Genomic DNA, 22,261 nt, shown 5'->3' on the forward strand with positions numbered 1-22,261 from the left:
GTTGTACGATCAAATTTCAGAATCCGAATCGCCTGTGCTCATTCTCGAGATATTTCGCGGAATGATCCGTTTCCGCGACATTTCGGAAGAACGGCGACACGCCGGCGAAATCGACAGACGCCGGTCGTATTTAATCTCATCCTACACGAGATTGAAGCACTTCCGGCAACTTTTCGACGATTGAGACGACAAATTATTTTACGGAAAGCGTGATCCGCACAGACTTTGTGCCGGAAACCACGTTGCATTCTCCCGATTGATACGGAACATGCGATCTCTGCGGCTTTAATCATTCAGTTCTGACTACGCGAGTCTCTTTTCAGTGTCGCGGTCACCGATGGCAATTCTCTCAAATTTCCAGGCGTTGCGCGACAGATGTCCGGGATCGGCTCCGGCTGATCAGTTCGCCAATCGACGAACGTCTCGGCTTTAAGACAGCACCGCATGAATCGGTTCGCCGAATTCCTTGGCGATGCGTTTCCGGCCCGGGACTTCCAATTCACGGTGATTCAGGCCCATCTGATGCAGCACGGTGGCATGCACATCGGTGACGTAATGCCGATCCTCGATCGCGTGAAATCCGAGTTCGTCGGTCCGCCCGTGGGCGACGCCGCCGCGACTGCCGCCACCGGCCAACCAGACGCTGAAACCATAGGGGTGATGGTCGCGACCGGTGCCGTGTTGTGAGCCGGGGGTTCGTCCGAACTCGGTCGCCCACACGACGAGCGTTTCATCGAGCAAGCCCCGCTGTTTGAGGTCCTTGAGCAACGCGCCGATCGGCTGGTCGGTCTCGCGGCACAACCGCGAGTGACTTTTCTTGAGGCCGCTGTGGGCATCCCACTGACCCGCACCGTTGCCACCGCCGTGATAGACCTGAATGAACCTCACGCCACGTTCAACCATCCGGCGGGCGGCCAACATCTTTTCACCAAAAGGTCGGGTTTCTTTCTGGTCCAATCCGTAGAGTCGATAGGTGTGCTGAGCTTCACGACTGAAATCGACCACTTCCGGCACTGCCGACTGCATTCGAAAGGCAAGTTCGTAAGACTTCACGCGTGCCCGCAAGGCATCGTCATCCGGAAATCGCTCCGCGGTCATGAGATCAAGTTTCCGCACCAGGTCGAACTCGGCCGCCTGTTCTTCAAGCGAACGGCCCTCCGGCCGCTTGGCATAGGGGAGCGGATTATCGGGGTCGATGTTGAGCTGCACGCCGTCATACCGCGGGCCGAGATATGAGCCGCCGTGCGCTTCCACCCCGCCGCAGCAATCGGCTACGGGGTTCCCGAGCACAACGAACTGCGGGAGATTCTCATTTAAAGAGCCGAGGCCGTAAGTTGCCCACGCCCCGACCGTGGGGAAGAACCCATCAATCCGATGCCGACCGGTGTGAAACTGTAATTGCGCCCCGTGATTGCTGTCTTCGGTCCACATCGACCGCACGAGGGCGAGATCGTCGGCCGATTCCCGGACATGCGGGAACCAGTCGCTAATTTCCAGACCGCTTTCGCCGCCTCGCTGAAAGCCGCACTGCAGCGGGAAGATCTTATTGCGGATGTGCCCGTTGTTGGGATCAGGTTGGACGATTCTCTCATTGGCAAGAAACGGCGACTTCAGTGCCTCACGGTACGGCGTCTCGCCGATGGGTGTCCCGGCGTAGCGATTGAGAACCGGTTTCGGGTCGAAACTCTCGAGGTGACTGGCGCCGCCGATCATGAACAACCAGATGACGCTCTTCGCCTTCGGCGCGAAATCGGCGATGCCGTCGGTCGCCGCTGAACAATCGCGGTTTAACATCGACGCCAGCGCCAGGCTCCCGAATCCCGCGCCCATGTCCTTTAAAAAGGCGCGTCTTAATTGCCGTTGCTGAAACGTTTCGCCATTCATGAGCCGCTTTCTTCTGGCCGTCGAAAGAGTCTAGCGGAGCGTGATGAAATCATTATGGTTGAGCAGGGCTCGTAGAAGTCCACTGCGCGAATGCTGCTCTAAGAATTGTCGGCACAACTCGCGCTCGTCGGGCAGGGCATCACGCCCCAGCGTGGCGCGAAATGCTTGCGAGATAAAGTGATCTACGTCTCGGGTCTCGACGAGCAGCTTTAGAAGATTGTCGGCGGCCTGATTGGAGAGCCGACTGTTCGCCAATGCCAGCGCCTGCTGCGGCACAATGCTTTCCGTCCGCCGATAGCATTCGTTCGGACTCGGGGAATCAAACGTTGTGAGGAACTGCATCTGCTTCTCATTGGCATGTTGGAAGTAGAGGCTGCGGCGAAAGACCTCCTCGCCTCGCTCATGAGCAATTGAAGGCCCGCCCCTCGTTTTATCGAGCAATCCACACGTCGACAGCAGATTGTCGCGGATCATCTCCGCCGTCATGCGCCGGGGATTCATCCGCCACAGCGTTTCATTGTCGGGATCGACCGCCACGCTCTGTGCTGTCAGTTCGGCGTGTCCCCCGGAGGCCCGGCGGTACGCCTCAGAGGTAACGATCAATCGATGAATCGGCTTCATCTTCCAGCCGCGACTCATCAGTTCCGCGGCGAGCCAGTCGAGCAGGTCGGCATGCCGCGGCCGCTTCGCCCGCAGTCCGAAGTCGGACATATTGGCGACGAGTGGTTCACCAAAATAGCGGAGCCAGATGTGATTCACCGCCACACGTGCGGTCAGCGGGTTCTGCGGATCCGTCATCCAACGAGCGAGAGCCAAACGTCGACCGGTACTTGTTTCCGGATGGATTTCTCCGACCGGCGAATATTGATCGTCTTCCTTTGTAAGAGCCTGTTCCGCCTTGCGGACCGCCTTCCGCTGTTTCTCGATATCTTTAAGCAGCTTCGACAAGTCGCCGCCTTCAGCTTGCTTCCGATGAAACGACTCCCGGCTCTTGGCGGAGGCGCGGCGAGCGGTCAATAGTGCATGCTCGCGTTCCAAGCGAGCCGCCTCCATAGCGACTCGCGATAAGTCGGGGGATTCGGAAAAAAAGTATTTTAATCGCTCCGCCTGATAACGCTTCTGCCATTGATCGCGATTCCGACGGGCTTCGGCGACTTTAAGACGAGCGCTGATGAACGTAAAAGCCTGCTCCGGTTTTAGCGCGATTGCCGGACCGTCTGACGTCGGGCGTGCTTCTCGCAGGTCGGCCAACTCGGCCTCAGCTTTCACGATCGCCTCTGCCGCAGCTCTCAGGCGGTCGGCCTCGACCTCCGGCCTTAATGCCGAGTAGCGATCTTCAATTTTGAATTGAATGGGACTGACTCGAAGCGACGCTTCCATAAAAGAAGGAACAGCCGGGGCGAGAGGATGTTCCTTAACGGGGCGCTTTTCGTCACCCGCTTCGTAGAGAAACGTTTCGGCGTCGAGGTCTGCATCGAAGGCTCGCGGTAAACCGTCAAGTTCGCGATCGATCTCACCCGACACGTAGTCGGTTCGGACCTGATGCGGTTCGAAGATCGCGCGGAAGGCGTAATAGTCTTGTTGGCTGATCGGGTCATATTTATGAGCATGACAGCGGGCGCAGTTCAACGTCATCCCGAGAAATGCCTTCGCCGTGTGCTCGACCGTCGCATCGAGCCAGATATCACGATTGCTGGCGTGGTAATTTCGAGCGAGAAAACCGGTGGCCCGGAGCACATCCGGGTCGTGAGGTGCGATTTCGTCGGCCGCCAGCATTTCGGCAACCATCCGGTCATAGCCTTTGTCGTCGTTGAGTGACTCGACGATCCAGTCGCGCCATCGCCAGATATGTCGCTGGCTGCCACGCAATTCGTCGCCAAAGCCACTCCAGTCGCTGTACCGCCACACGTCCATCCAATGCCGCGCCCAATGCTCTCCGAACTGAGGCCTTGCGAGCAACTGATCGACTCGCGCTGCGTAATCGAACCGCTCTTCGGACAGCGCGAGTTGTTCCACTTCCGCCATTGCGGGGGGAAGTCCGGTCAGATCGAACGTCACTCGCCTTAGCAAAGTGGCGTCGTCAGTTTGCGGCAGCGGATGCGTGCCGCTCTTACGCATTTCTTCGTGCAGAAAGCGATCGATCGGATTTGCAGACACTTGCGTGATCAAATCGGCTTCCGGAACTTCGGGGCGCCGGACCGGCTGGTAGGCCCAGTGGGCTTCCGGGCCGGGCAGCCAGGGTTCCGACTCCGGCGCCGGCGTCCCCGTTTCGATCCATCGGCGAAGCAGATGCACCTCGTGTCTGGTGAGCGGTTCCCCCTCGTCCGGCGGCGGCATTCGCAACAGCGGCTCCGCGTTGACGCGCTCGATGACCAGGCTGTCCTCCGGCCGCTTCGAATCGACGATCGCTCCGGAATCGCCGCCCTTGAGGATCAGCTCCGCGGCGTCGAGACGAAGCCCGCCTTCCTGACGCAGCGGTCCGTGACAGGCCGCACACTTCTCGGCCAGCAGCGGCTTAACCTCGTCGAGGTACAGGTCCGCCCCGACCGCCGTGAAGCCGTGCGACACTGCCAGCAACGCCGTCAACGGGAGAACCACGCGGATGGTGCTGACGCGATCAAATTTCAAAAGCCCGCTCCCACTCGAAGACATCAATCTCTACCAATGTAAACCATGTGAGAGCGATGAGAAGCCCGGACTGACTTTGCGCGGTCTCGAACGCCCTGTTTTTTCAGCCGAGCATGCTGCTAGAGCGAATTTCCCATATGTGCAGCGGTCTCGGGCGGCGATTCTCTCGATTTTGCACGGATTGCGCGTTCGTTAGTCGCTACGGTAAGCCGGGACCGGCTCTAAAGCAGTTGCCGACCCAAAGACAGTCGGGCGTTCCAAGGCCGCTGAGTCGAGCGATCAAGAGAAGTATTTAATCTGGAAGCAATCTTGGACGTCGTCAGATCGCCAACCGATGGTCGATCAATCAGCGATTCTCCCTACGGCTGGCGTCTCGATATTGTCTGCCTGCAGGGCGCCACCTGATTGCAGGCCCCATAGATGGTCCATCGTGCCCCGCTCTCGCGATGAGGGGAGGCGGAATAGTCGCTCCGGCGCATCGACGAACGGAGCCGGCGAGCTCGGCGAAATGAAATAGGGCAATCGAAAAACAGATCAAATACCAACTTCCCGGCGGGGAGGGTGACACTGGCCGCAGCGCGATCAAGAGCAACTGCGCGAAACGTATCAACCGGGCGATTGCGACACGATCATCTCCGACGCGGGTTATGACTTCGAAGCGAACACAGAGCGGGGGAGCCTTGAAAGCAACTGCGTGAATCAAACCAGACCTGACCGAGAAGCCGAAACGTCCTCAAACGCCTCATTAACCAGATCAAGTGCTTCCGCAAAGTTGCAACCTGCTCGGAGAAAAAAAGGCCAACTCGGCTCTGTCCAGACCGCCGCCACCGTCAAGCAAGAATCTCATGCGTTCCCGCTGCCGAACCAAGAGCGGGCCGCGATTAGCCGACTTCTCAACTAATCGGCGGCCCGAACCATTGGAGTTCGTTGCACGCGTAGCGCACACGAGAGATGTTTCCGAAAGCGAATGGTGCCAGACACCCATTGTTCTAAAGAGTCGGGATGACAGGACTTGAACCTGCGACCTCTTGACCCCCAGTCAAGCGCGCTACCAGACTGCGCCACATCCCGCGGTGAATGAATCTTCGCACCGTTCGACCGGCGTTGCAAGCACGGGCATGGGACACAAGCCGATCAGAACAGGTTCGGCGGGCGTCTTCCCGAGAGCCGGTAGACGTAGGCGAGGACTTCCACCAACGCCCCGTACAGGTCTTCGGGCACGGGACGGCCTACTTTGACGTCGCGGTAGAGGCTGCGGGCCAGTTCAGGCCGCTCGATAATCGGAACGTCGTTGTCGGCCGCCACGCGGCGAATTCGCAGGGCGATTTCATCGACCCCTTTGGCAAGAACCGTGGGAGCAGCCATCGACTCCGGATCGTACTTCAGGGCGACCGCGTAGTGGGTCGGGTTGGTGACGACCACGTCGGCATCTTTAGCTGCAGAGATGTTGCGCGCCTCCGCCAATTTGCGATGAGCCTCCTTTCGGCGTTGGCGAATCATCGGATCGCCCTCCATGTTTTTCATCTCATCGCGAACCTCCTGCTTCGTCATTTTTATATCTTGCTCGTACTTCCATTTCTGGAACATGAAGTCGAGCAACGCGAGGGCAAGTAATGCCGCGGCTAATGCGAAGGCCAATCGCACGACTAAGGCGTGGGTCACACCGAACGACTGCGCCACCGAGGCCGTTGGGAGCACCGCCATGTCGGGTAGTTCCCACCACGTGATCAGGCCGGCAACGACGGTTAAGAGCGCAAGCTTTCCAAGACTCACACAAAGCTTCATCAGGGCCCGGACCGAGAGGATTCTCTGGGCCCCTTGAATCGGATTAAGCCGCTCCGGCTTCGGCTGCAGGACCGAAGGCGAGAAAAGAAATCCGACTTGCGCGAGATTTACGGCGATCGCCGTTGCCGCCGTGAAAATTAAGATCGGGAGGACGCTGCGGAACAGTACGCCGGCGTAGTCCCACGCTTGGTTTTTGAAAGAGACTCTGCTTATTTCGAGCTTGGCCGAGGACATTGTCCCCCCGATGAGCCCGCCAAGCGTTTCACACAATGGAATTGTAAACAGGGCAATTGTAACTGACGCCGCCAGCATGAGAGCCGCGGCGGCCAGGTCCTGGCTACGAGCCACATTGCCTTTTTCCCGCTGTTCTTGCCGGCGGCGATCCGAAGGATCTTCTGTTTTTTCACCGTTCTCGTCAGCCATTGCCCCTTACCGTTCAAGGCCAACGAGCATGATGTGCATTGCTCCCGCAGTTTGATCGAGCGCGTTAATAATCGTTTCGCCAATTCCACCGAGGGAAATCGTTAAGACGAGCAGGGCCGCCAGCACTCGGATCGGAAAACCGATCACAAGCACGTTAATTTGCGGGACGGTATGTCCGAGAAAACCCATGGAAAGTGCAACGACCGACATGATGGCGAGGACCGGAGCGGCCACCTGGATTCCGAGAACCAACGAGTTATGAACTAAACCGCTTAACAGATCGACGGCCGGTGTTCCGAGGGTGGCCGTTCCCGGGGGCATCACCTGAAACGTGTCGATCATCGTTTCCAGAATTTTCAGATGAACGTTCAGTGGTGTTGCAACGAGGAACAACGTCGTGGCCAACAGGTAAAGAAATTGCGACGTGATCGAGCCGTCCATATCCTCGAAGCCGGGGTTAAATATTTGTCCGATCGCGATCCCGGTTTGCTGGTCAATTAGTTCACCGGCAAACTGAAGGCCGGACAGAATGATCAACGTACCCAAGCCGAGGGCCAGACCAATCGCAATTTCGCCGGCGATAATGACGCCGAATTCGAGAATCGAGTCGGGAAGGGCGGGACCACGGACGAATGCGGCCCGGGTGATTCCGTTTGGGGACGCGGCGAGAAGTCTTCGCCCCCGGCCATCGATGGACTCGGGAATTTCTTCCGCCGTGAGGACGCCATCGCCGTTCGTATCAAGCCGGTCAAAACCGACGGAGGCCCGGCCGACGACGTTCGGCGTGATCACCAATGCCAGTGAAAGGGCGAGCAGAATGCGAACATTGGCCGGCACCAACGCGACACCGAAAACGGGGCCGATCAGCATTAAGCCTGAAAGCCGTATTAAGATCAGAATAAAGACGAACACGCGGCCCATCGCCCAGTCAAGAACGACTGCGGCCCCGCCATCGGCGAGCACCTGATTCGCGATGTCGTTGAGAAAGCCTGGCATTGGAGCCGGTTCAGAGAGATGTCGGTCTTAAAACCGAGGGAACGGGCCTTCGCCCGATGTCATATTCTACTGAGACAGCAATACCGGGATGTTCTGGTAGAGTGACGTCGCGTATTCGATCGACTTGCCCATCAGCCAAGGCAACGTATAGAGAATCGCTAGCAGCATCGCGACGATCTTGGGAACAAAGCTAAGAGTTTGATCCTGCAGTTGAGTCACCGCTTGAAACACGCTGATGACGAGGCCGACGACCACGGCGCAGACCATGGCGGGCAGGCCGAGCAAGAGCGTAAGTACGACGGCTTCACGACCGAGTTCGACGGCTTGATCGGGTGACATGATATTAGCAGAACTCCGACAAGAAGGGGCCGAACCGATCGCGGACGGATATTTGCGCGCAGCGGTTAACGTGGTCAGCCGAAGGGGCGGACGCTCTCGAGCAGCATCCCGATCGTCAGAAACCACCCGTCGATCAGCACAAACAAGAGAATCTTAAATGGCAACGAAATTAAGACCGGCGGCAGCATCATCATTCCCATGCTGATCAACACCGACGCGATGACCATATCGATCACGAGAAACGGTAAATACACCTGAAAACCGATGACAAATGCGGTCTTAAGTTCAGACATCATATAGGCCGGGAGTAGGACAGAAAGCGGCAACTCGTCGTAGCCTTGCGGCATCTCCGCGGTTTCGTCGAGCGAACCCTGTTGGAATTCCAGGAACATCCAGACGGTGTCGCTGTTGCCGGTCAGTTCAATTTGCTCGGCCATGAATCGACGAAGGGGCCGAACTGTGGCCGTAAAAGCCTCTTCGAGTGTCGGCTGGGCCACGCCCGGGGCGGGGGATGTATAGGGCTGAATGCCCTCTTCATAGGCCTGCTTCCAAACCGGCGCCATCACCATGATTGTGAGAAACAAGCAGAGTGAAATGATGACCTGGTTTGGGGGAAGTTGTTGCGTGCCGAGCGCCTGTCTTAAGAGGCCGAGCACCACAATAAAGCGGATAAAACAGGTCGTCATGATCAGGATCGACGGAGCCAGACTGAGGACCGTCAGCAGCGTTATGACCTTTAACGTTGACGACATGCCCTGCGGCGAGAGCATGCCTTCGACATCGGTTAGAGCAGACCGCGGAGAGACTGGATCGTCGGGTGAGTCGAGCGGCGGCTGGGCAAACTCTGCGATCGGGCCGATGGGAAGCGCCTCTGTCGTCGCCGGCTCGCTTAAGAACGACTGGGCAGATGCCCCCGACGTCAGGGCGGCGAACAACAAGGCCGAAATCGCGACGACTCCAACCGCTCTCAGTGGCTTTGACACACCGGTCCATTCAGGCAACACGTTCGCCCCCCTCGCTACGCCGGGTTGCACGTCCTGATTGATGGCTCGTGGCTGCACTCGCTTCATCGCGACGGCGAAGACGCTCGGCGAGCCGCTGTCCCGGATCGATAACAGGTTCCGAAACAGATTCCGTTGGTCGATCGATTCCGGCCTGAGCGGAGCGTGGCTGATGTTCTTCGGCAAACTGTGAGAAGGACGGTCGAGCTGCCTCCCGCTGAGTCTCGTTCAGCTTCGGTTTCAGCAGCGTTTGAAATGCCTTTGCGGGGGAGTTTCTATTGCCTTGGACACCCTCGATTAATTCGGCGACTTCATCCGGTTCCGTAATTTCGGACAGGGTCGACAGCCCGTCAGCAGTCGCACCGACGGCGAGCACTCGATTGCCGACGCGGATCAGCATCACGTGGGAGCGCGAATTTAAACGGGTACGGTGCAAGACTTCGACGGGGCCGCTGGAACCAATGGTGGCTCTTTGCGACCCGAATTTGGCCCAATATCTCGTCGCCCCGGCGGCGAGCAGGACCACGAAAAGGAGCGCCATGACCACGGTCCAAGATTGGGTCCCGCGTCCGGAAGTCGTTTGCAATTCCGACGTCTCGCCGCGTGGCGTCAGTTGCGGAAGGGGTCGGGCAGGAGGGTCCGCCGACTCTTCAAGCGGTGCCAGTTCGAGTCGCGGCTGTGGCGTGCTGCGTCGGGGTTCGGCGGGAGTCTGGGGCGTGGCCGGAACTTGAGCGGAGGCCGGAGCCGGTGCCGAGACGAACCGCCCCGCCTCATGGTTCCAGGTCGTCGTTTCCGCCCCGACACCTTGTGCGGCCGCGCTGTTCGCGAAGCTGGCAATGATCAACAGGAAAGAGACCCACAGTCGGCAGGAGCCGATGTGCTTCGCGCGCGAAGTATCCTTGCGGAACAACATCTTTTGAGCAAAAGGGGGCAAGCCGTCCATGGCCACGTCCGACAGCGAAACTGGGTCAGTCGGTTGGTATCAGAATCTCGGCGACGCGGACACAGAAGTTGTCGTTGAGGACGAGCACCTCACCGCGGGCGACCAATCGACCGTTGACGAGAATGTCGACGGGGTCACCGGCCAGCTTGTCGAGCGGGACGACGGAGCCCTCTCGCAGTTGAGTCACTTCTTCGATCAACAACTCAGTCCGGCCCAGTTCAATCCGCAGGTCAAGTTCAACGTCGCCGAGGCCTCGCAGCCCGACGATATCAGCACCGGACGCTTGTTGGGCGGCTCCAAAATCGGTGAATTGATACTGCTGAGGATCACCGAGTTCGGCCGGAACGCCGCTTTCCGGGTTGAGAATCGGCGAAACCGCCTCCCGGAGATCCTTTTCGGCCTGCTCAAGAAGCTGGTCGGGCTGCCCGCGGTTCGCGTTTGCGCCCCCGTCGCCGCCCGACTTTGCGAACAGCGCTTCAATTTCGGACGGGTCGACCTGATCCGACGGTGCAGCTTGATCCGTTGGGCTCTCACCATCGGACGGAGCGGGAGCCTCATCGGAGCCCGCCGAGCTGAGGAGGGCTTCAATTTCGTCCGGCGATAGAAGATCGTCGCCGTCGTCCGCCACGGATCACACCTGCAATTTCATTCTCGGATTATGGCGACGTCGGCAACACAAATTGCCGCGGCGCGGGCATTCAGCAAGAGCAGTGATTACTGCTCCATGATTTTGAAGTCGTTGATCACGACTTCAATGATGTAGCTCTTCCGCAAAATCTTGTTGATTTCTTCTCGTATCAGTCGTTTGAACGTCGTGAGACTGGGGTCGTTTAAGTCTTCGAGCGAAGCGCTGCGGGCGACCTTGATCACCGCCTGCCGCACTCGGGCTTTGTTATCTTCATTAGCCGCTTGCTCGAATGCCGTTTTCTGACTTTCGGCGACGAGCGCGGTGAGTTTAAACGTGAGATGAATCACCGACCCCGGCGCGGCCCGGCTGTTCGTGCTGCTGAAATTATCGACTTCCGCTTCGACCGGTCGAACGCCGCCGTCATCCTCGGCAGCGAATTCATCGTCTTCGACTCCGGCTGCTGCCGAACTAGGCGAAGGCAGCACGATATAGAGGACGGCAGCCTCAGCGGCCATCATCGTGACGAGAATGCCACCGAGGATCATCGGATTCGAAAGCAATCCGCCGGACGCTTTTTTCTCTTCTGCCGGCTCCGCCGCAGTCGATTGGTCCTGTCCCTCGTCAGCCATTGCCGCTACCTTCTCTTTGGTCTTCAGAAAATCACGAGCGCGTAGTCGGACCGATCACCGGTTCTCAGTATCGGCGGGCGTGATATAAGATTCTGCCAAAAATACGTCAACCCGACGGTTGAACGCCTGAGCCTCCGGCCCACCGCGCCGTCGGGGTTCCGTATCGGCCGACGAGTTCAAAACCAGGCGGTCGGGGTTGATCCCGTTTTCGACGAGACAATCACCGACCGCCGCCGCACGTCTGAACGCCAGTTCCCACCGATCTTCGAATGCGGCATCGGCCATCAGTGGTTCGGCAGTCGTGTGCCCGCGGACGACAATCCGATTCGGCAGACTGCGCATTACATCGGCCAATATCGCGATTTCCAAACGAAGGGCTTCCGACGGATTCGCACTTTGACGTTCGAATGCGGCCGGGCCACCGAGTGTGACAACTTCGCCGTGGCTGATCCGACGCACCGTCGGATGCGCTCCGCCCCGGCTTTGGTCCTTGGGATCGGTCCGCTCCAAACTGGCTTTTTTAAGCCCGCCCTCCGACCGCACGCCTTGCGACGAAATGGTGGGGTACACACTCGAGTTTTGGATCGAGCGACCGGGAACGCCCGCTTTGCCGGGTGCCATTCCGAATCGTTCATTCATGGAGTCGAGCATCAGTCGCAGTTTGCCGTCTTCTTTCAACTCACTCATCGAGACGAGCATGATGAAGAACGTCAGCAGCAACGACATCATGTCACCGTACGTGACGACCCATTCCGGCACGCCGGGCGGTGCATCGTCGTCGGCATCCATGACGTCCTCCGCTCACCAACCGATCGAGGTCGGGCTTAGAAATATCCGAATTCTATTTTCGCGCCGCAGCAGAACCTGATCGTCCGGTAAGCTTGCACAGAAGTCGCTTCGACTAATTCAATTGATTTCTCTTAAGCCGCTTCCGAGTCTTGAGTTCTGGCCGCCTGCGGCAACAGGGTGTTCAGCTTTTGCTCAAGAACGCGTGGGTTATCGCCTTCTTGAATCGACAGAATTCCGCGGACGATGGCCTCTCGTACTTCGAGTTCCCTCTTGCTGTAAAATCCGAGTTTGTCGGCAAATGGCAGAAAGAACAGGTTGGATACGACGGCCCCATAGAGTGTTGTAATCAGCGCAACGGCCATACCGGGGCCAATGGCTTCCGGGTCGTCCATATTGCCGAGCATGATGATCAAGCCCATCAATGTCCCGATCATTCCGAAAGCGGGGGCGTAGCGTCCCATGGTTTCCATTAACGCTTTTCCGGTTTTATGCCGGTTCGATACCGCTTGAATTTCCGCCCGGAGTATTGCCTCCATTAATTCGCCGTCGGTGCCATCCACCGCCATTTGAATACCCATCATAATGAATGGGTCTTCAACGTCTTTCGTCTTGGACTCGAGGGCGAGGATGCCGTCGCGACGGGCGATCTCGGCAAATTCGACGAGTTGCTTAATGACCGGCTGAAGTTCCTGCTGCTTGGGGAACAGGATTTTCTTCACTACGGAAGGCGACAGCAGCATCGTTTTGATCGGGAACGCAATAAACGAGGCCGCGATCGCTCCACCGACGACGACTGCCAAAGACGGATAGTCGATGAAAGCCGCGAAGCTCGAGCCGGGCGCAATCGCGATCGCCAGGATCAATAGCCCGATTCCGCTTGCCAGTCCTCCGACGGACGCCTTATCCATGGCCGAGATCGTCTTTCAATTCCGTTCCGCCTACCGTAATTATCGCGTCACCGAGCCGTGCTGATTTGGCCTACTTCATTGATTTAGGCCGCTAATTTGGACAGTTGTAAGGCCCGCCGATAGGCAAGACATCGGGCAACGACTTCTTCGAGTGCCTCTCGCACAATGACGCGCTCGTGTCCGTCCAAAGTGATGTAGGTATCAGGTCGACTCTCGACAAAGCGAATTAGTTCTGCGTTCAGAACAAATTCGTCGCCGTTCAGTTTGGTCAGCTTAATCATGATTTCACGCGAAAGTGTTCGGAGACGAGGCGTCGCGTTATTCGTCAATCGTTTCGCTAAGTGAAACGTTATCGACCAAGGACGAGCAGTTCGTCGACGAGTTCCTGTACGGAGCTGATCACTCGCGCGTTCCCCCGGTAGTTCGTCGACGAGACGATCAGGTCGACCAGGTTTCGCCCGATGTCGGTATTGGAAAGCTCAATCGCCCCTGATCGAATTGTTCCGGCACCGAACTCGCCGGGCTGTACCAACTGTGGCGGGCCGGAGCTGACTCCTTCACGGAAGTTCGTCGAGCCGGCTTCCACCAATCCCTGCGGGTTCGAAAACCGGGCCAGCACGGCTTGACCGAGCGTCCGGATAATTCCGTTGTCGAACACTCCGTTGACCGTTCCCGACTCGTCGATCACGAAATTGGTCAGTGTTCCCGGGTCGGAACCGTCCTGCGAGTCGAGCGAGAGCGTACTTCCCGCCGTGTCGGACGAGATGCCGGAGATATTCGCAAAGTTCGCCGAAATCTGCATCGGGCTAATTGCGGCGGTATCATCTCGTTGGAGTGCGAACGTACTCGTTCCGCCGTCGATGACGTTGCCCTCGCTGTCGAAGGTAATCGTGCCGTTGGCAATGGCGGTATCGGATCGGCTGTCTTCGTCGCTGTCGACATACCAGCGGAACACCGTGCTGCTCGCGTTTTGCTGTTCGAGCACCGCGGTCATCTTGACGGTGATTTCAGTTCCCAGTGAGTCGTACACGACAAAGTCGGTAATCGTGCTTTCTCCGTTGGCCTCGACCGCCTGCGTAAACGAAAGAGGGACACTCGCACCGTTGCTGGTCAGGTCACCCGTCGCGAGATCAAATTCGTGAACCGTTCCTGCGTTGCCGACGAACTGCAACGTGCCGGACGGCCCGGTCGCATCGAGCGCGACTCCCGGGGGAACGGTGCCGCCGGCGCCATCGGAGACATTGCCAACCGTACCGCCGGTATGAATGCCGAGGCCGTCCTCGAACACCGTCATCAACTCCGCGAGGGTCGTGGCGGCACCGACGTCGAGCGTGACCGGTTCGAGCGTTCGCCCGCCCTTTCGTGACGAGAACGACAGCGTCTCGCCGACGGTAAACAGGTTCGTTCCGCCGCCGTCCTGAATATTGGAAAGCAAGCTCGTGGTGGCCAGCGTACCGGTCGAATCCTGGATCGTGCCGCTGTCATAAACGGATCCTTGCGTACCGACGATGCCGGTCGGCAGCAATGCTCCGTCGAGCGTGATGTTCTGTGTCCGCTGCGCGACGTTTAACTCGCCGAGGGGAATCCGGATATCATCGAGTGTGGTCGTAATTAATTCAAAGTTATCGTTGACCGCATAACCTTGAACTCGAAGCCCCTGCGGATTGACAAGGATATTGGAACTATTCAGTGAAAAATTACCGGCGCGGGAATATACGTTTCCTTCGCCCCCGGCCAGAACGAAGAAACCTTCGCCCTGAATCGCGAGGTCGGACGGGCTGGTGCTATTGGTCACGCTGCCCTGCGTGAAGTCTTTCACAATCGCCGACGTGGTCGCCCCGAGACCGATCTGACGGGGGTTGGTTCCGCCGTTGGTCGTGGTCGGACGCGAGCCGACGCTGAGCGTCCGGGACAACTGCGTCATGAACAGGACGTTGGACGACTTGAAGCCGTTCGTGCCCGCATTGGCAATATTGTTACCGAGGACGTCGATCGACGTCTCGTTTAATGTCAATCCGTTGAGCGCGGTATTGAGCGCCGACGTCAAACCCATGGGGCGTCCTTCTGCGATGACGATTTCGTCCCGCTAGGCGCAAGCACCTCTGCGGAACCGTTCGTTTCATCATCAGCTATCGACGGTCGGAGTCTGCCGATGCGGCTTTCCCCGTCCAGCCCGTATTCCCCGAAGGACCGTCAGGGTTTCCCAGGTCGGGTCAGTCCGTACGAACAGAATTTCTTAATAGAAAAGAGCCTGCGAACGTAAGCTCAGACTCTTGAATGATCTCGAGATAAGTTCGCGCCGGGCAATAGAATCGGCGTTAAATGACGTCGCCGATAGCCCGCGGCGCAAGCGAGGCCGAATATTCAAGTGGTAAACCAACCGATTATAGTATCTTAGCCGGTCGGCAAGGCCGGGATGATCCCAAGCGTATTAAAGTCAATGATTCCGTTGCACTTTCGCTATATCGATGTCTCGATAGCGCGCGAATAATTTAATCGTCCAACGATGACATTCCCTTGCTTGCGCGTCGGGCTAGCGGGCAGCGGTTGTCGAGCTGTCGGGCTAGCCAGCAATCATGCGGCGGAAGCGACTTCGAGTACGTCGGCGAGTTTCATCGGCGTGGAATCGACTTGCACATAGGCTTCGCCGTCGGTCAGAAAGGCCTTTTCGACGACGCCGCTCAATCCCGCCCCACTCACATCGGTCCCGGCGACCGATTTCCCAATCAGCGATGCGGCCGAGGTCAGCAGTTGGTCGGACGTAATCGCCTCGAGCGTCTCGGTCAATTCGAGGTCGGCTTGAAGCTGCCGCATCGTGGAAATCTGCCCCAGCAGTTCCTCGTTGCTGACCGGCTCGCTCGGGTCTTGGTTTTGCAATTGCACAATCAATAGTTCGAGGAAGTCCTCGGACGTGAGTGCATTAAAACCAGTCTTGTCGGCGTCAACGACCTGAACCGCATTCGTTGCGCTGGTAATGGCGTCCGACATGGTGATTCTTCCCGGGACCGAGCGTCAGCGCTCGTCCCATTAAGTATTGAAAAGAGGTGATATTAATTTTTAGTTGCGCCGTTCGTCATACCTCGATATCAACGTCTCCCCCGGCCGCAATCGGTCCTTTGGACCGAACGCCATCTTCGGAGGCCGTCGCGACCGTTTCGCGTTCTGTCTCGCCGCTATCGGAGCTGTTGTCTTCGTCCGAATTGCCGGAGTTTCGAGGGTCGGAATCGTCGCGACGCTGTTCGTCGTGCGAGTACGAGCGGTCATCCTGTCCGCGATCGCTTTGCTGACGATCGCCGTCTCGTTGACCGCTGCGCGATTCGCCCGATTCTTCGCTTCGCACGATTTCAATCCGATCGACGGTGAAACCCTGTTGGCTGAGTGTGTCCCGTATTTTTGCGGCGTTCTCACTTAAGGTGCGCGCTGCAACCGCGGACTCCGCATCGAGTCGGACCGCCACTCCGCCTTCATGCCTTGAGACCTCGACACGCAACGCTCCAAGTTCCGGCGGCGTCAGCCGGATGCGGATCGGACGAGAATCGTTCGATGATCGCTGAATCGTATCGGCCACGCGCTCGACCAGTGCTTCGGCTTGCGCGGCCCGTGATTGAGCGGGTGACACTGTTTTTGCCGGCGCCGGTTGGTCTGCGGTCGCGAGTGCGGTCGCCGGGGCATCGCTGCGACGTCCGATATCGTCCGATGTCGGTTCCGTTGCCGCGACCGGTCGTGATGCAGCGTCGATGTTTGCTTCAGATGTAATCGCCACGTTCGGCGGAGTTCCCGTCACCTGTCCGTTCGGCGACAAAACGGCATTGACTGTCGCATTTTGATTGGAGCGCTGCTCGCTACTGTCGCCGCGGGAATTCTCTTTTGAATTCGAATCGGCTGAGGCATCACCGTTCGGTGAACCGTTCGAAAATGATGCCGCGTCGCCTGATCCCGGTGCGAGGGGAAGGGCGGTCGCGTCGGCCGGTGATTTCTGGCCTGTTACCTTGTCGCCCGCATTCGAATTCGGATTTGGATTTGTCAGCGGTGCGACGATAACCGGAGCAGCCGGTGCCGCTTGGGCGGAGGCGTCAGGCTTGTCGGTTGCCGATATTGCCTTTGTGGATGAATCAGCGAAACCACGCGGCGGCACCAGCAACGACTGCTGTTCAGAATTCGCCGTTGCGGTCTCGGCCAATGGCTGTGAATGGGACTGAGGCGCAAATCCGCGGGGGGGGCGCAGGCCTGAGTCGGCTTGCGGGGATTCCGCTTTCGTCACCGCTTGATTGTCCGTCCCTGATTCGCTGCTCTCTTTTCCAGCGTTCGACAGCAGGGCGAAGACCTCATCGTCCGGAAGTTCTGCCGGCGCGATCGAGGCTGGCTCGCTCTCAGCGATTGGTTGTGAGGCATCGGTTTCCGATGCGGCCGATGTTTCAATCGGCTCTGTAGCTTCAACCGGATCGGAATCCGCCGTCTCGTCGACGCGCTCACTCTTCGCGGGTTGCGTCGGTTCCGTTTCCGAAAGGCTTTGTGACCTCTCAGCGTTCGGCCCGGGTGCTTTGCCCGTTCGCTCTGATCGATCGGCGGGAGTCGCTGATTCCGTCGACTGCTTCGAAGATCGCGTGGTCGAGCGATCGGCGATCGACTCTTCGCGACGGCTGGACGCAGGTTCGGCTGACGTTCTTGAGGCGCGGTCTCGTTGCGATCCGATCTCGCTGCCGAGTTGATCTCGAAATCGGATGCGATCAGAAGGCGGGTCGACTGTCCGATCAATAGCCGTTTTGCGACCACCCGCCGCGTCGGCGAACAGAAAGCTCAGGGGCAGGGCGGGGTCGCTAACGGCAGGCACAGTGCATCCCTTTTTCGGAGCGAACCCCGCGGGAAAGCACCGATCCATTAACGGCGGTCCGCCGATGAAGGGGCGGACGCCTGCTCGGGCCGAACCGCGTCGAAGGCTTCGTCGATTAGTTCTTTTTCGGGCGAACCGAGCGCAATGGCTTCAAAAACGGAACGCCCCCGCTGCTGTACTTCATCGACGCCCGCGGCGAACTCCTGCAATAATTTCGCCTGCGTCTTTGCTTGAAGGCCGCCGAAAATCTGCACGTTCTCGTCGATACTGAGCGTCATCAGGTAATGCACCGCGTCCGAAGTTTTCGATTTTGAGACGATGCTTTGCGCCTTCTCGATCGATTCGGTAACGCGTTCGTCCTTTAATTTCTGCAGTTCGATGCGGAATTCTTCCTTGAGCGCTTCCAACCGCTCCCGCTCCGCCGCGACGTCGTCGGCCTGCTTGGAGACGAGGTCGCGCAGGGAGCGAAGTTCTTCTTCCTTCGCCCCCAAAGCAAGTACACGCATGGCTCGCTCTTCGAGCACCGCGTTCATCGAGGGGGTTGTTTCATGAACCGCCGGTTCTTCCCCCAAATCTTCTTCTTCGCTCCCGAAGACCGCTCCCTGAATTTCGGAAATCGTTTCGCCTGTCAATTGTCCGCGCGCGTACAGAATTCCGGCCGCGATCAATTGAGCCGACAGGATCGCCACGGCGAGCAAACCGACAAACGCACCCAGAATTCGCATGGTTATCGCCCTAATCTCAAAGAGTCAGCCGTCACGCCTGTCGACGTCGATCCCGTCGCCGCCACCCCGTTCCACTGATCGGTCGCAACGCGGTCGTCAATGCGCTGTGATCGCTTGTCGAATTCTGCCCGCTGACGCTCTTTCAGTTTTTCGAGCGTCTTCACTTCACGGTCGGCGAGGACGAGCGCGGCTTGCACCTGTCGAAGTTGATTCTCAACGAGTTCCTTCTGGCGACGATTCGCCATGATCTGGGCCGAGAGTTGAGAGCAGTAGTAGCGAAGCGAGGCGGCTTGATCGACATCGAACCGTCCGCCGGCGCTCATGTCACGCAAACGACCAACCGACTCGCTCCGGTCTTGTGACAACACGCTCAGGCCGTCCTCAACTTTTCGAGCGTCCTCGATCACCCCGGCAAGCAGGGCGCGGACGATGTCCCGCCGATAGCGGCGGAATTTCAGTACTGGCTCTAGCCGAAAACGAAACACGATTACGTTGCCTCGCGTTCGGTTTCAGGATTGTTCGGCTCGGCGGAAGCAACTCGGCCGACCAGTTCGAGTCGCTGACGCAGCGTGGCCAGATAACGCCGCGTCTCTTCCGCCGGTGTCGATTCGCTGATCGATTGGCAAAGAAAATCGCGGAGAAGGGCCTCGCAACGAACAGCTTGGTCGACGAGTGGGTCGGCACCGTTCTGATAGGCACCGATCGAAATCAGATCCTCGGCATCGCGATGCGCGGCCAGAACTCGCCGGATATGGTCAGCCGCGGACAGATGATCGGCGGAAGCCAACATTGGCATCAATCTGCTGATGCTGGCGGGCACGTCGATTGCTGGCCAGTGGGCCCGCTCGGCGAGTCGACGCGAGAGCATCACGTGACCATCGAGGACGCCTCGGACGGTGTCGGAGATCGGCTCGCTGGTATCGTCACCGTCGACCAGAATTGTGTAAATGCCGGTGATGCTCCCGCGTGACGTTCGCCCGCTCCGTTCCAGCAACCGGGGCAACTTCGCGAAGACACTCGGCGGGAAGCCGCGAGTGGCAGGCGGTTCGCCGGCGGCCAATCCGATTTCTCGCTGCGCGAGGGCGAATCGCGTTACGCTGTCCATCATCAGCACGACGTCGCGGCCCTGATCGCGAAAGTATTCGGCGATCGCCGTTCCGTAGGATGCAGCCTTTAACCGCAGCACGGCCGGCTCATCGCCCGTCGCTGCGACGACAACGCTGCGGGCGAGGCCTTCGGGGCCGAGGTCATTTTCAATGAACTCTCGGACCTCTCGGCCGCGTTCCCCGACGAGAACGACGACGTTAACGTCAGCCGAAGAAGATCGAGCGATCTGGCCCAGCAGGGTACTTTTCCCGACGCCGCTACCGGCGAACAATCCGATCCGCTGTCCGTGGCCGATCGTGAGCATCCCGTCGAGAACGCGGACTCCGGTCTCGAGCGGGCGATCAATCGGCTCACGCTCCATCGGTCGAACTGGCGGCGGTTGCAATGGACGGCACTCACGCAGCGTCACCGGAGGACCGCCGTCAATGCAGCGTCCCTGCGCATCGAGAACACGGCCTAACAGTCGTTCGCCGCAGCGGACGGTGGGGTTCGACTGAACCAGTTCGACGGCATCGCCGCGACGCACGCCGTCCACATCGGCATGGGGCAATAGTAGGGTCGCCTCATCCGAGAACCCGACGACCTCTGCTGGAACACTCCCGCCTCGACCGGTGCGGATGCGGCAAACGGAGCCGAGCGGAACTGGCAGCCCCGCGACGGCGATCGTCATACCGACGATCCGGCTGACGCACCCGGTCACACCGAACGGCACGATCTTGTCCATCTGGCCGATCAACTCGGTGGCGACTGTCACGACAACGCTCCGTGCGTTTCAGAAGTCGACTTCTGTCGCGAACCTGCCGGGATCAGTTCTGAGCAAATGCGATTGATTCGAGTTTCGAGCCGCCCGTCGATCCGCCCGAATGTTGTTGCGATCACGCAGTCCCCGCGGTGAAGGGCGGGGTCAGTCTGAACCGCAACTGAGCCGAGGCCCGCGAGTTGTTCGCGGATGTCTTCGATGCAGTCACCGATCACATCGCGATCTTTCGGGTGCAGGCGGATCGTGACCTCCCCCGAATCGACGGCGAATCGCAGCGCATCGGCAGTCAGGTCGGCGACGGCGGTCGGATCGGTCTCGACAACTTGCCCGAGAAGTCGCGTTGCGATCGCGGCAGCCAATTCGATCGCGGCAGCGTCCCACTCGCCGAGAAAGCGTTCTCGATCGACGTCAATTCGGCGGGCGACGTCATGAATAGCAGTCACGGCATCGCGGCATTGTTCGGCCGCCATTTCGGCCGCCAGAATTTTCGCCCGCCGCTGAATTTCGTTCTCGGCATCGCCTAAACCCGCTTGTCGCCCCTGCTCAAAGCCTTCCGCGTACGCTTGCTCGCGGATCGATTGGGAGGACGCCGTAGCTTCTTCAACCATCGTCGCGGTCTTGTCGCGCACCGCCGCGAGATGAGCTTCGCACTTGCGATTGAGGTCTTCGAGATTGAACGCGACCATCGACCCCAACTCGCGGGTCGCTTCGGACTTCAAAACTCGAGCGCGTTCCATGGTTGCTACCAACGTGTATCGACAATGCGGGCGGCAACAATATCAGTCGGGCATCGAGCGCGCGAAGAGCGGTTGTTGATCGGAACAAAATGAGCGCCGACCGGCGACCACGTTCGGCACCCACTGCGGGCAAATAGCCGGCGTGCTCCTAGCTGATGTACTGTTCGGTCTCGGCGCCGCCGGCGACTTCGATTTCGCCGGAATCTTCCAAGCGGCGGACCGCATCGACGATTTGCTGCTGCACGGCTTCGACTTCGCTGACTTTGACGGGTCCGAGATATCCCATCTCCTCGTTGAGCCGCTCGGCCGCTCTTTGCGAGAGGTTTCCGAGCACCTTCTGTTTGATCTCTTCCGAGGCCCCTTTGAGGGCGACGGCCCACTGGCTGTTGTCGACCTCTTTGAGCAACGCCTGAATGGCTTTGCTGTCGAGCTTGAGCAGGTCATCGAAGACGAACATCAAACGGCGGATTTCATCGACGAGATCGGAGTCCTCTTCTTCGAGGCTTTCGAGAATGCCTTTGTTCGTCATGCGGTCAGTGACGTTGAGAATCTCCGCAACCATCGGCACGCCGCCGGCTTTCTCGGCTTGCTGATTGAATGACGAATTCATCCGCGTCCGCAGACTCGACTCGACATCGTTGATCACTTCCGGACTTGTCGTTTCCATGGTCGCGACGCGGCGGATCACGTCGATCTGCTTCGTCGCTGACAGACCACTGAGAACCTCTGCCGCCATGGATGGCGGCAGATGAGAAAGAATGAGGGCGATCGTCTGCGGATGTTCTTCGGTAATGAAAGTCAGCAGGTTGTCGATCCCCGCTTTCTGCAGGAACGCGAACGGAACTGAATTGATCGACTGCCGCACGCTCTCGATGATTTCCGTCCCGCCGTTCTCGCCGAGCGACTGAGTCAGCAGGTCTTCGGCGAACTCAATCCCGCCGCGCTCGATGTGCGTGCGTTCTTTGGCCAGCCCGCCGAACTCTTTGAGCACCGACTCCTGCTGCTCGCGGGTCACATCGTCGAGCTTCGCGACTTCCAGCGTGACACCTTCAACCAAATGCCGTGGCAATTGGCTGAGAACCTCCGCCGCGAGAGGTTTCTCAAGGCTGAGCAGCAAGATGGCGGCTTTCCGGATGTCGTCCATGGGG

General features: G+C 58.7%; 20 protein-coding genes and 1 tRNA gene. All 21 read right to left on the minus strand.

What is annotated here, in order from left to right; translation table 11 throughout:
• Positions 1 to 429: 429 nt before the first annotated feature.
• The 21 genes from Pan189_RS16640 to fliG all read right to left on the minus strand — a co-directional run bounded on the left by Pan189_RS16640 (position 430) and on the right by fliG (position 22,257).
• Positions 430 to 1,884 carry a DUF1501 domain-containing protein gene (locus Pan189_RS16640; RefSeq protein WP_145365188.1) on the minus strand — a complete coding sequence of 485 codons (1,455 nt, stop codon included), beginning with the start codon at positions 1,882 to 1,884 and terminating at the stop codon, positions 430 to 432.
• 30 nt (positions 1,885 to 1,914) lie between these two features.
• Complete coding sequence (locus Pan189_RS16645; protein ID WP_310820653.1) at positions 1,915 to 4,512, minus strand: PSD1 and planctomycete cytochrome C domain-containing protein; 2,598 nt, start codon at positions 4,510 to 4,512, stop codon at positions 1,915 to 1,917.
• Between the two features lie 997 nt (positions 4,513 to 5,509).
• Positions 5,510 to 5,583: transfer RNA gene (locus tag Pan189_RS16650), tRNA-Pro, on the minus strand.
• 63 nt (positions 5,584 to 5,646) lie between these two features.
• A complete protein-coding gene (gene flhB / locus Pan189_RS16655) occupies positions 5,647 to 6,720 on the minus strand; it encodes a flagellar biosynthesis protein FlhB (protein ID WP_145365192.1) in 1,074 nt (357 codons plus the stop codon).
• Positions 6,721 to 6,726: 6 nt separating this feature from the next.
• Positions 6,727 to 7,716: a flagellar biosynthetic protein FliR gene (locus Pan189_RS16660; RefSeq protein ID WP_145365194.1), complete on the minus strand. Its 990-nt coding sequence runs from the start codon at positions 7,714 to 7,716 to the stop codon at positions 6,727 to 6,729.
• Between the two features lie 66 nt (positions 7,717 to 7,782).
• Complete coding sequence (gene fliQ / locus Pan189_RS16665; RefSeq protein WP_145365196.1) at positions 7,783 to 8,055, minus strand: flagellar biosynthesis protein FliQ; 273 nt, start codon at positions 8,053 to 8,055, stop codon at positions 7,783 to 7,785.
• A 74-nt stretch (positions 8,056 to 8,129) separates the two neighbouring features.
• Positions 8,130 to 9,038: a flagellar type III secretion system pore protein FliP gene (gene fliP / locus Pan189_RS16670; RefSeq protein WP_310820657.1), complete on the minus strand. Its 909-nt coding sequence runs from the start codon at positions 9,036 to 9,038 to the stop codon at positions 8,130 to 8,132.
• Between the two features lie 10 nt (positions 9,039 to 9,048).
• The gene (locus tag Pan189_RS16675; RefSeq protein ID WP_145365200.1) at positions 9,049 to 9,999 is read right to left on the minus strand and encodes a FliO/MopB family protein; all 951 of its coding nucleotides are present in this window, start codon (positions 9,997 to 9,999) and stop codon (positions 9,049 to 9,051) included.
• Between the two features lie 25 nt (positions 10,000 to 10,024).
• The gene (gene fliN, locus Pan189_RS21500; protein WP_310820659.1) at positions 10,025 to 10,627 is read right to left on the minus strand and encodes a flagellar motor switch protein FliN; all 603 of its coding nucleotides are present in this window, start codon (positions 10,625 to 10,627) and stop codon (positions 10,025 to 10,027) included.
• An 86-nt stretch (positions 10,628 to 10,713) separates the two neighbouring features.
• A complete protein-coding gene (locus Pan189_RS16685; RefSeq protein ID WP_145365202.1) occupies positions 10,714 to 11,256 on the minus strand; it encodes a flagellar basal body-associated FliL family protein in 543 nt (180 codons plus the stop codon).
• 54 nt (positions 11,257 to 11,310) lie between these two features.
• Positions 11,311 to 12,045 (minus strand): OmpA/MotB family protein, encoded by a 735-nt coding sequence (locus tag Pan189_RS16690; RefSeq protein ID WP_145365204.1) that lies wholly within the window; start codon positions 12,043 to 12,045, stop codon positions 11,311 to 11,313.
• Between the two features lie 131 nt (positions 12,046 to 12,176).
• Positions 12,177 to 12,953: a motility protein A gene (locus tag Pan189_RS16695; RefSeq protein WP_145365206.1), complete on the minus strand. Its 777-nt coding sequence runs from the start codon at positions 12,951 to 12,953 to the stop codon at positions 12,177 to 12,179.
• Positions 12,954 to 13,036: 83 nt separating this feature from the next.
• On the minus strand, positions 13,037 to 13,234 hold the full coding sequence (locus Pan189_RS16700; protein ID WP_145365208.1) for a flagellar FlbD family protein: 198 nt from the start codon (positions 13,232 to 13,234) through the stop codon (positions 13,037 to 13,039).
• A gap of 68 nt (positions 13,235 to 13,302) precedes the next feature.
• Complete coding sequence (locus Pan189_RS16705; protein WP_145365210.1) at positions 13,303 to 15,006, minus strand: flagellar hook-basal body complex protein; 1,704 nt, start codon at positions 15,004 to 15,006, stop codon at positions 13,303 to 13,305.
• Positions 15,007 to 15,527: 521 nt separating this feature from the next.
• Positions 15,528 to 15,941: a flagellar hook capping FlgD N-terminal domain-containing protein gene (locus tag Pan189_RS16710; RefSeq protein WP_145365212.1), complete on the minus strand. Its 414-nt coding sequence runs from the start codon at positions 15,939 to 15,941 to the stop codon at positions 15,528 to 15,530.
• An 85-nt stretch (positions 15,942 to 16,026) separates the two neighbouring features.
• A complete protein-coding gene (locus Pan189_RS16715; protein ID WP_310820665.1) occupies positions 16,027 to 17,784 on the minus strand; it encodes a flagellar hook-length control protein FliK in 1,758 nt (585 codons plus the stop codon).
• Between the two features lie 47 nt (positions 17,785 to 17,831).
• Positions 17,832 to 18,509 carry a hypothetical protein gene (locus Pan189_RS16720; protein WP_145365216.1) on the minus strand — a complete coding sequence of 226 codons (678 nt, stop codon included), beginning with the start codon at positions 18,507 to 18,509 and terminating at the stop codon, positions 17,832 to 17,834.
• Positions 18,510 to 18,511: 2 nt separating this feature from the next.
• Entirely contained in the window at positions 18,512 to 18,994 is a 483-nt protein-coding gene (locus Pan189_RS16725) for a flagellar export protein FliJ (RefSeq protein ID WP_310820667.1), read from the minus strand.
• Between the two features lie 2 nt (positions 18,995 to 18,996).
• Positions 18,997 to 20,370, minus strand: a complete 1,374-nt coding sequence (locus Pan189_RS16730; RefSeq protein ID WP_310820669.1) for a FliI/YscN family ATPase — start codon at positions 20,368 to 20,370, stop codon at positions 18,997 to 18,999.
• A complete protein-coding gene (locus Pan189_RS16735; protein ID WP_145365219.1) occupies positions 20,367 to 21,113 on the minus strand; it encodes a FliH/SctL family protein in 747 nt (248 codons plus the stop codon). The genes Pan189_RS16730 and Pan189_RS16735 overlap by 4 nt, the downstream gene beginning before the upstream one ends.
• A gap of 148 nt (positions 21,114 to 21,261) precedes the next feature.
• The gene (fliG, locus tag Pan189_RS16740) at positions 21,262 to 22,257 is read right to left on the minus strand and encodes a flagellar motor switch protein FliG (protein ID WP_145365221.1); all 996 of its coding nucleotides are present in this window, start codon (positions 22,255 to 22,257) and stop codon (positions 21,262 to 21,264) included.
• Positions 22,258 to 22,261: the final 4 nt, after the last annotated feature.

The organism is Stratiformator vulcanicus (genome assembly GCF_007744515.1).
In the GTDB taxonomy this organism is placed as follows: Bacteria; Planctomycetota; Planctomycetia; order Planctomycetales; family Planctomycetaceae; genus Stratiformator; species Stratiformator vulcanicus.

Coding starts and splice junctions, on each gene's coding strand:
- Pan189_RS16720 (WP_145365216.1), bottom strand. CDS start 18,509: ATGCGAATTCTGGGTGCGTTTGTCGGTTTGCTCGCCGTGGCGATCCTG.
- Pan189_RS16640 (WP_145365188.1), bottom strand. CDS start 1,884: ATGAATGGCGAAACGTTTCAGCAACGGCAATTAAGACGCGCCTTTTTA.
- Pan189_RS16710 (WP_145365212.1), bottom strand. CDS start 15,941: ATGTCGGACGCCATTACCAGCGCAACGAATGCGGTTCAGGTCGTTGAC.
- Pan189_RS16675 (WP_145365200.1), bottom strand. CDS start 9,999: ATGGACGGCTTGCCCCCTTTTGCTCAAAAGATGTTGTTCCGCAAGGAT.
- Pan189_RS16705 (WP_145365210.1), bottom strand. CDS start 15,006: ATGGGTTTGACGTCGGCGCTCAATACCGCGCTCAACGGATTGACATTA.
- Pan189_RS16695 (WP_145365206.1), bottom strand. CDS start 12,953: ATGGATAAGGCGTCCGTCGGAGGACTGGCAAGCGGAATCGGGCTATTG.
- Pan189_RS16685 (WP_145365202.1), bottom strand. CDS start 11,256: ATGGCTGACGAGGGACAGGACCAATCGACTGCGGCGGAGCCGGCAGAA.
- fliG (WP_145365221.1), bottom strand. CDS start 22,257: ATGGACGACATCCGGAAAGCCGCCATCTTGCTGCTCAGCCTTGAGAAA.
- Pan189_RS16690 (WP_145365204.1), bottom strand. CDS start 12,045: ATGGATGCCGACGACGATGCACCGCCCGGCGTGCCGGAATGGGTCGTC.
- Pan189_RS16660 (WP_145365194.1), bottom strand. CDS start 7,716: ATGCCAGGCTTTCTCAACGACATCGCGAATCAGGTGCTCGCCGATGGC.
- fliQ (WP_145365196.1), bottom strand. CDS start 8,055: ATGTCACCCGATCAAGCCGTCGAACTCGGTCGTGAAGCCGTCGTACTT.
- Pan189_RS16700 (WP_145365208.1), bottom strand. CDS start 13,234: ATGATTAAGCTGACCAAACTGAACGGCGACGAATTTGTTCTGAACGCA.
- flhB (WP_145365192.1), bottom strand. CDS start 6,720: ATGGCTGACGAGAACGGTGAAAAAACAGAAGATCCTTCGGATCGCCGC.
- Pan189_RS16735 (WP_145365219.1), bottom strand. CDS start 21,113: ATGGAACGCGCTCGAGTTTTGAAGTCCGAAGCGACCCGCGAGTTGGGG.